The sequence below is a fragment of the Candidatus Acidiferrales bacterium genome, from assembly GCA_035515795.1.
In the GTDB taxonomy this organism is placed as follows: domain Bacteria; phylum Bacteroidota; class Ignavibacteria; order Kryptoniales; family JAKASW01; genus JAKASW01.
This window is the reverse complement of sequence record DATJAY010000009.1, coordinates 1-8,463: the sequence shown is the minus strand read 5'-3', so window position 1 is coordinate 8,463 and position 8,463 is coordinate 1. Positions and strand designations below refer to the sequence as shown.

7 protein-coding genes are annotated in these 8,463 nt (G+C 44.5%); 4 read left to right on the top strand and 3 right to left on the bottom strand.

Going from position 1 to position 8,463, the window contains the following annotated elements:
• Positions 1–543: 543 nt before the first annotated feature.
• From VLX91_05190 to VLX91_05175, 4 genes are all read left to right on the top strand, one after another.
• Positions 544–1,902: a DNA methyltransferase gene (locus tag VLX91_05190; protein HUI29588.1), complete on the top strand. Its 1,359-nt coding sequence runs from the start codon at positions 544–546 to the stop codon at positions 1,900–1,902.
• Entirely contained in the window at positions 1,887–2,918 is a 1,032-nt protein-coding gene (locus VLX91_05185) for an AvaI/BsoBI family type II restriction endonuclease (protein ID HUI29587.1), read from the top strand. Before VLX91_05190 ends, VLX91_05185 begins: the two co-directional genes overlap by 16 nt.
• Positions 2,919–3,022: 104 nt before the next feature.
• Positions 3,023–4,009, top strand: a complete 987-nt coding sequence (locus tag VLX91_05180; GenBank protein HUI29586.1) for a hypothetical protein — start codon at positions 3,023–3,025, stop codon at positions 4,007–4,009.
• Positions 4,010–4,020: 11 nt separating this feature from the next.
• On the top strand, positions 4,021–5,112 hold the full coding sequence (locus VLX91_05175) for a DUF262 domain-containing protein (GenBank protein ID HUI29585.1): 1,092 nt from the start codon (positions 4,021–4,023) through the stop codon (positions 5,110–5,112).
• A 38-nt stretch (positions 5,113–5,150) separates the two neighbouring features.
• Here the strand turns inward: VLX91_05175 and VLX91_05170 are convergent, their stop codons facing one another.
• The 3 genes from VLX91_05170 to VLX91_05160 all read right to left on the bottom strand — a co-directional run.
• The gene (locus tag VLX91_05170) at positions 5,151–5,780 is read right to left on the bottom strand and encodes a hypothetical protein (protein ID HUI29584.1); all 630 of its coding nucleotides are present in this window, start codon (positions 5,778–5,780) and stop codon (positions 5,151–5,153) included.
• Between the two features lie 384 nt (positions 5,781–6,164).
• Entirely contained in the window at positions 6,165–7,427 is a 1,263-nt protein-coding gene (locus VLX91_05165) for a TonB family protein (protein HUI29583.1), read from the bottom strand.
• Between the two features lie 840 nt (positions 7,428–8,267).
• The coding region (locus VLX91_05160) for a hypothetical protein (GenBank protein ID HUI29582.1) at positions 8,268–8,463 on the bottom strand (196 nt) is incomplete at its 5' end.

Genomic DNA, 8,463 nt, shown 5'->3' with positions numbered 1-8,463 from the left:
CCGAGACGGTTTGCCCAAACAGCAAACTGCTCAGGCTCAATGATGGTATTTCGCGAAAGAGGATCCCGCCCCTGGCGGGATTACAATTGGTTCAGTCTTAAGTTTGAGGGGTGGCACGACCACTCGCCTCTCGGTTTTAATCTATATCATGGAGATGGTGAAGTCAAGTGGAAAAACAAAAAAACTGCAGCCATGGCGTATAGGCACTCTCGGGCTCTGCCCATTTCGTTTGTCGGTTCCCGAGAGGGGGCGGCGGGGGAAAAAGAGCATGCAAAGAAACAAAAGTAGCTTCTGTTTCGCGAAGCCATTTGGAGTGTCCGCAGGGGCACGTGTGAACGTGACCTTGTTTACTTGGCTAGAAATCGGAGATACCACGAGGGGGAGGTGATCTACAGACTCATGAAACCAAACGAGAAGCTATAGCCTAATTCGAATTAAATTCGTTATATTACATTCATGCACACGGTCGAAGCCGGATTACCAAGAGCTGAAGCACTATTTCCAACCGAGAGACAAAAGCTATATAAAAAGTTTACTCCCCTAATGGAAACTGCATACCAATTGAGCAGAAAAGTTGTAAGCTTCCAGGCCAATAGAAATGAACCGATCTATCGTTGGTTTAAATATAGAGAAGGATTTTCATCTGGGCTTGTAAAATATTTCTTGGAAAACTATACAACGACACCGGGAAGAATTCTCGATCCGTTTGCAGGTGTGGGAACGACTTTATTTGCAGCGCAGGAACTTGGCTGGCAGTCTTACGGCGTAGAGCTTTTGCCTGTCGGCACCTTTGTAATGAAGACCCGACAAGCCATTGGCGATGTCGACGCGAAGAAGCTCTCTTCGGTCGTCAAGAATTTTTGGAGCGAATTTCCCAAAATTAAGAAATATGACACCCATATCAATCATATCACGATAACTAAAGATGCGTTCCCCGATGAAACAGAAACTTTGTTAAACAAATACCTAACGTACTGCACGACAATAAAAGACGAAAGAGTCCGGGCGGTTCTGCAGTTCGCGGCATTCAGCGTCCTCGAAGAAATAAGCTACACAAGAAAAGATGGACAGTACCTGCGTTGGGATTATCGTTCCAAGAGAGAGCTTTTGGGAAAGCCGTATAACATTGGAAAGATTCTCTCTTTTGAAAAGGCGATCAACAATAAGCTTAGCGAGATTGTAAATGACCTATCGAATGATGGATCGGATACTTTGTTCATTATTCACAAGACCAACAATTGTATCAAACACCCGATAAATATCATCGAAGGTTCATGCCTTGAGGAACTGCCGAAGTTAGGCGATGGTTTCTTCGACTTCATAATGACTTCCCCTCCCTATTGCAACCGCTACGATTACACGAGAACCTATGCGCTGGAGTTGGTTTTTCTCGGGAATGACAATGACGATGTGAGGAACTTGAGACAATCGATGCTCTCGTGCACTGTGGAGAACAAGGAGAAAGTGGATCAGCTAAATCAGTTCTATTCATCAATCGGGAAGTCAAAGGCATTTGAAAGAGTTATGGAAGTTTATGGTAACTCGGCAGCAATGATGGAAGTGAATTCAGTTCTTGATGAGTTGAACAAATTAGAAAAGCTGAACAACAGCAATGTCCCACGGATGGTGAAGAACTATTTTCTGGAGATGTGCTTCGCGATAAATGAAATGGCAAGGGTCACGAGAAGCGGCGGTTATTGTGTCATGGTGAACGACAATGTGCGGTATGGCGGCGAAGAGATACCGGTCGATCTGATGTTGTCGGAATTCGCGGAGAACCTCGGCTTCAAGATCAGGAAGATATTTGTTCTGCCTAAGGGCAAGGGGAATAGCAGTCAACAGATGGGGAGCTACGGACGAACAGAAGTCCGGAAATGCGTGTATCTATGGCAAAAGGAATAAATCCACAGACGATCATAGAAAAACCCGAAGACTTAGTAACCTCCAAGGAAGAAACCAGAGCAGGTTTCATTAAGCTTGCATTAGAGAAGAACTACCTCGCTATGCCTTACATTGAAGAGGCGCGCGCTCTGAGAGCAATGGCTGGCAAAGTGCAAAGCCCAAAAGAACTTCTCAAAATCGAAGAGTTGAAAGCGGGCTTGCTCACAGCATCGGGCCTTTCAGAGAAGTCACTGAAGCACTTGACCGATGAAGACAAAACCTCTGCGATAAAGCAACTTATCGAAAAGTTTTTGGAACCAGCGGGTGACAAATTTGTCGATGAACTTACCTACAGGTATTTGTTAACGCGGGGAGGCAAGCTTGGCGGCGAGGCAAATAATCTAGCAGGCCAATTAGGCCAAAGAAAATTTATTCGAACCTTAATTTCAGTGTTCAACCTTGCAGGTATCACCTATTATTGGAAGGATTCTGATTCAGACAGCTGGATCGCAAAACCAAACGAGGATACTGATCTGGAAAAGAGGGCGAACGGTTTTTACTGGAAGATCGGCAGGGCAAATAGGCTGCTTATCATAAATACGACTGTCCCGGCAGTGAAAAAGAATGTCGATGTCTGTGTTCTTGATGGTAGGATGGATGATCTGAGATCTGATAAGCACAGGGAATCAATTATCTACTCGAATGAAAGTTACATTGCTTTAGGGGAATTGAAGGGTGGGTTGGACCCGGCGGGAGCCGACGAGCACTGGAAAACAGCGAACTCAGCGTTGAGCCGAATAAGAAGTAGTTTTAGAAAAAAGAAATTAAGCCCTCACACTTTTTTCGTAGGCGCAGCTATTGAAAACAGCATGGCAAAAGAAATCTTCAACCAGTTACAAAATGGAATCCTTGGCGGTGCCGCAAATCTTACAAAGGATGAACAACTTACGGCGATATGCAGTTGGATTGTGCGTTTGAAAGCCGCCAGCGGGATGGTACGAGAACAAGACGAATCCTATAGGGAAGATCTATTTTAGTAGAATCAATAGCATGGCATTTCTCGCAAACGCCTTGGACCGAAAATCCCAATGATGATGCCGACTAATTACATCAAGATTTCACTATGCCTTAAAAGGTCATCATGGCATTAACAAAAGTCGCCTACTTGCTCGGCGCTGGTGCAACTCACGCAGAAGTATTGAATCTTGAGGAAGCTCCATCAGCCCTTTTCATAAGCAACAACGGGTTACTTATCTCGGATGTATCAAAGCGAGTAATGAAGATAGCTCAGAAAAACTCGAGGTTTAAGAAAAATGTAGAGGAAGTCACTTTTCGTGAAGGGCCTATAAATATTGAGTTACTAATCTCACTTTTGGAATCCAATCAGATACCAGATTCTGATTTCAAAGTAACTCACCTCAAGAGACTGATCCAAAAAGATATAAGAGGTAAATTGTCCAAAAGTAGGAGGAAAAAGTTCTATCTACATAAGGCTCTTCTTGAACTGCATTCCCTGACCAGTGAAAGAGAAAGCCTTTTGGGGATAATATCGCTGAACTACGACAACCTTTTAGATGATGCTTACGAAAAAATCCATGATAAGAGACACAATTATTGTTTGACATACGAAAAAGGAGATGGCATTCCCTTGCTGAAATTACACGGATCATTCAGCTGGACAAACGTCTCAACCTATGGCAAACCAAAGAATATCTCAATCATTCCACTTGGGATAAACAAAAACTACCTGGTGCCACCTTATAATTTTATTTGGAGTCGGGCTTTCGAAATATTGGCGCAGTGTGATATACTACGAGTTATTGGTTGTTCACTGAATCAAAATGATATTGGTTTAGTGGATCTTCTGTTTAAAGCTCATTTGGCTAGACGCGAGGCTTTTGAGATAGAAATAATAGATTTTCAACAAACCGGCGACGAAATAAAGAGAAGGTACGGTTTCTTCAGGAAAATACTCAGTCTTGAAGAGATTGAGCCTCCCCTTGTTGCAGGAATACCGACTGATGTTGGAAATCCGTTCAAAGAATGGCTTGCAGCAAAGGGAAAGAAGATGCTGGGGGATGATATTGACCGAACAAAGTTTCTCAGGAGGTGTTGTGAATCTGGGTGAAGGAGAAGAAGATGGCAAACAAAGTGGGTAAACCACGTTCTCTGAAGGATATTCCAGTGAGAGAATTCGTGGATGATTATTTGTACAGGATCGATCTGGATGCGGATTATCAAAGGGAAAAAATTTGGTCGACGAAGCAACAGCAGGATTTACTGGATTCGATCATAAAGGATATTGACATTCCCAAGATCTATCTTGTCGAAGTCAAAGATAACAAACAGTTTGATTACGAATGCATTGATGGTAAACAACGAATGGTCACATTGTCAAGGTTTTTCACGCCGACGAAAGGTGAAGATTCACCTTTAACAATTCGTTTTCTGGAGGAATTGTATACCTACAAGGGACTTAAAAAGGTACATCCTAGCGTAGCAGAGAAAATAGAAAACTATAAACTCAGTTTTTGCATCTATGAATCTATTGATGACGAGTATGTTAGAGAAATATTTAGGCGTTTGCAGCTTGGTATTAGACTGAACTCTGGCGAACTTCTGAAAACGAAGACTGGCACAATCCGTGACTTTATTTATAAGAAAATCGGAAACGACGGCCTGTTTTTCAGACACACTGGACTATCCGAAAAAAGGTTTTCTAGGCCTTTCACACTTGCTCAAATTTGCATTAATTCTTTTGCCAAGACAAAACCTGAAGGAGAATTTGTAAGAGCTAGATTAGGGGATATTGAATCTTTCTTTGAAGAGAACCATGACCTTGATGAGAACGACGAGAATCTTGCTCGCATTAAGAAAGTCCTTAAACTTATGGATGCCGCCTTTGGAAAAGAGGCGGCAACCATTTCAAGCAGGGCTGTTGCTGTGTCTGCCTATTTGTTCGTGGAAGATCAATTCGTAAATGGCAAGATCGATCAGATTCGCTCATTTGCGAAGTTTTACATAAAACTACTCAACGAGGTGAAACACAACATGGATCTCTTGAGTAAGTATGAAAAGCCCAAAAACACAATTCTAATTGAAGAATTCCAGAGGTATGTTCTTCAGGCCTCAGTGGAAGCCTACTCGATAGCAAGGAGACACAACTTCCTTGTTAAGGCATTCGAATATTACACGGATTTCAAGACAAAGGGAAAAATTATCGGGAATTAATCATCGTGGCCCAAGTAACTCACTCTTTTCACGACCATCTAGATATTCGGCCACAAAGAAGCTATTATTTTCGCATTAGCTGTTATCAGTTTTGATGTTCTACTAGAAACATGGCTGATTTTGTAGACCTTTCCGTTAACAAGATCTATGTATTCCAATGCATTGCACTGAAGGATTCCAGAATTTTGAATTAATATCCAATGAGCGATTTCTAATGTCAACTTTGCGGTTATAGGTTCGATCGGGAGGGTTCGTGGATTATAGAAAATCCGGACGTCTTTTCCCCCATCTTTTGCCGAGATATCAAACTTCAACTTCAAATCAACTCCCACCGCTGGTTGTGCTATCAGGTACGGCTGTGGGAGGATTGAGAGTTTACGAATCGCTTGACGGCTCTTTCCGAAGTTGGTAAGGACTCTCAAATTGTTATCCCGTTTCGATTCAGGGTTAAGTGATTTCGCCCGGATACGGGCAGCAGCGAGCTCCTTACTATTGTTCCCAGATGTATAAAAATTCCTGATGCCTTGAAGAGCGATTTGGTAATAAGGCACTTTGAACGCTTGTGGTCCTTGCCTGGGGTATTTTTGTTCAGTCAAGATTCTTACTTGCTCATAAGCAGGCAAGCTAATCATTTCAGCAAACGCACGGACAGATATTCTTGGATTCACTTGGTCTTCTCCTGATTTTTACCGATCTCAAACGCCCCCGTTAGTTTGAACTATCAAAGTTATTTCTTGCAGCCATCAAGTGCAAACCTCAAGTTTCCTTCAAGGACATGAGAGAGACTGTCATTCTACGAAACAATTTCCCCCGACTGACTGACATTTACTTTTTTAGCGAACTCCCTGATCTCCGAGAAATACTTTAAAATGCCATCGGAAACATGAAATTCTTCCGATCACACTTCTTTATCCAAGTTGAATAAAAGTAAGCGACATGATCTGAAGAATCAACGGGGGAAGGAGACAGTGAATAGCGATTAGTTGTCGGGAGTCGGTATTTCAGTTTAACAAATCCCCCAACGTATTCTTTTGCCGAAGCCTTCCTTACTTCTATCTCGGCCTCAACTTGAACATGAACGGCATCGCGACCCACACGCTTACCGGCTCGCCGTCCAGGATCGCCGGGGTGAACCTGGCAGTCATGGCTGCATTGATAGAAGCCTGATTGAAAACCGGATTGTCGCTCCTTAGCACAACAGCCTTGTGCGCCTTTCCATCTTTGTCCACCCATATCTTTACAATTACTCTCCCTTCGATTCCCGCATGCCGGGCGGAATCAGGATAAGCCGGAATATGCTGACTGAGAATCTGCGGCTCTTGATCCACGGGCGCGAAATCGGGCGGCGGAACGTCGTCACCCTGTCCCCAGCTGCCGAGCGCTTTTGTCATCTTTCCATTCCCGTCGAAGTAAGCAAGCTTCGAAAGGTTATCGTTCCTGTCAAAGACATAGAGCGCTTTTGCCGACGGCTGCCCATTGCCCGTGGAATCGTCTTCCTCAATCAGGTTGCCATGGTCGTCGTACTTCCAACCCGATCTGGCGTCCCGTATTTCATAAGATGGATATGGTAAACACATCTCTCCGCCCTGATCGTATTTCCACGTGTTAGTTCCTATCTTTACCGGCATGCCCTCCCTTCCAAAGAGCTCGCGGTGCGTGAGGTCGCCCGATCCGTCATATCCATATCGGATCGATTCCGGCACATCGTCGTTCCCTCCGGACGCGGCATTTAGAAATGTTACTTCTGTCATGTTCCCCGAGCTGTCGAAGCGGGCAATTTCGTCTCTGACTTTCGCGCCGCTCCTGTCAAGCAGCGTCGAATAGACAGTGCGGGTTCCCTCGCCGCCGGTGACTTTGTACTCCGCTGCGCCGGACTCGTCTTCGACCGGGGCTCCGGTCTTGTCGTAATTCCGAATGCCGGTAACGTGGCCTGCCGTATCCAGCGTGAACACCTGCGAGTGAATGCGTCCCGGGTAGGAAAGACCTTTGAATGTCATTTCCTCTTTTCCGTTTGAATAGTCGATGACAATTGTATCGGATCCGAACGACGGGTCGTTTGCGGGATTTCCTTTTTTCGTGTACCGTATCTCTCTGATCCTTCCGCTGTCGCCGTACGATAGAGAGTAAACATTCGCGGTCTTTGCCACGCTGTCAGAGACCGGATAGCGGCCTTCTATCCGCCGGTCGCCCGTGAGTAATACAATCTTTTTGAAATAGAATTCAGGTCCGTTGGAAAGGGATTCATGTCTTGCGCAGCCCGCCAGCGCAGCCGCGGCGATCATAGCGGCGAAAAATAGCACGGTATATTTCTTCATATACAGCCTCCTTGAAAAACTTGCGTAATCACCTGTCAGTTGCCGGCCTTTGATTTTGCAAGCTATCATGGATTGAAGTGAAGTACAAGAGAACAAGGCGTGACGGTGGAGTACTAATGAGGCGGTATGATGGACACCCTCAAGACTCGGTACTGGTTCAGTAAAGACTTGAGTGGCTCAGTTTGCATGATCTGAATAATCCCTTGCGAAAATGGAGTCCCGTTTGGGAGGAGGAATTTTACGGAATTAGTAGTCCGGTCGTAGCGATTTTTTGTCAAACGTTGGTTTGTCGTAGCTATTCAAAAAATCGCATATTCTTCGCACGGGACGATCCGCCTGCGGCGGACCATTTTCGCAAGGGCGCCCTTTTCTTTTGGTTCGTTTTCTTTTGGGCGAGCAAAAGAAAATGAACAATGGAGAATCAACAAACCTTGTGAGGATTTATAGTACTTTCTCTTGTCTTGACACAAGAGAAAGTACGAAAGAGAAAGTCAAGGCTTACGGAAAAAATGGCTGGAAATTCCCCCTCGGAAGAAACGAATAAACTAGGCGCCTTCGGCGCCGTCGGACAGTATTCGTTTCTTAAACCGAAGAAGGGAATTTCCTAATCGCCATTTTTTCCTGATGCCACATACCCTACAGTCTTCCATTCCGACTCCCGCGAAGAGCGGGATAAACTAAGTGAATCATGCGCAAGTGTGATGAGTGCGTGTCCCGAAGGGATCCGCCTGTCCGATGACTAGGCGGAGGCGATTCCTACAAATATCAATAATGCAACAGCAACCTTCTTCATTTTCGAAACTCTCTATATGACTTCTCGCATAACACCGCTATTTTCCCTCAACGATTCTTTTGATGGCTTTCCGGCAGCTGTTGCAGCAGCAGACTTACATCTTCGCTCAATATTTTATACGCATCTAGTCCAACAAATTTCTTATGAGTTTTCTCAAATTCAGCCATGACTATAGCATTCTTCTTGGGGTTGTCCTTGAAAGTTTCGTTGAACACGTCTTCAAACTCGTCGCTAAATTTCTCA

What these genes read in the sequence shown, in the direction of transcription:
- VLX91_05165 (HUI29583.1), bottom strand. Translation starts at nt 7,427, where the DNA reads ATGAAGAAATATACCGTGCTATTTTTCGCCGCTATGATCGCCGCGGCT.
- VLX91_05175 (HUI29585.1), top strand. Translation starts at nt 4,021, where the DNA reads ATGGCAAACAAAGTGGGTAAACCACGTTCTCTGAAGGATATTCCAGTG.
- VLX91_05180 (HUI29586.1), top strand. Translation starts at nt 3,023, where the DNA reads ATGGCATTAACAAAAGTCGCCTACTTGCTCGGCGCTGGTGCAACTCAC.
- VLX91_05190 (HUI29588.1), top strand. Translation starts at nt 544, where the DNA reads ATGGAAACTGCATACCAATTGAGCAGAAAAGTTGTAAGCTTCCAGGCC.
- VLX91_05185 (HUI29587.1), top strand. Translation starts at nt 1,887, where the DNA reads ATGGCAAAAGGAATAAATCCACAGACGATCATAGAAAAACCCGAAGAC.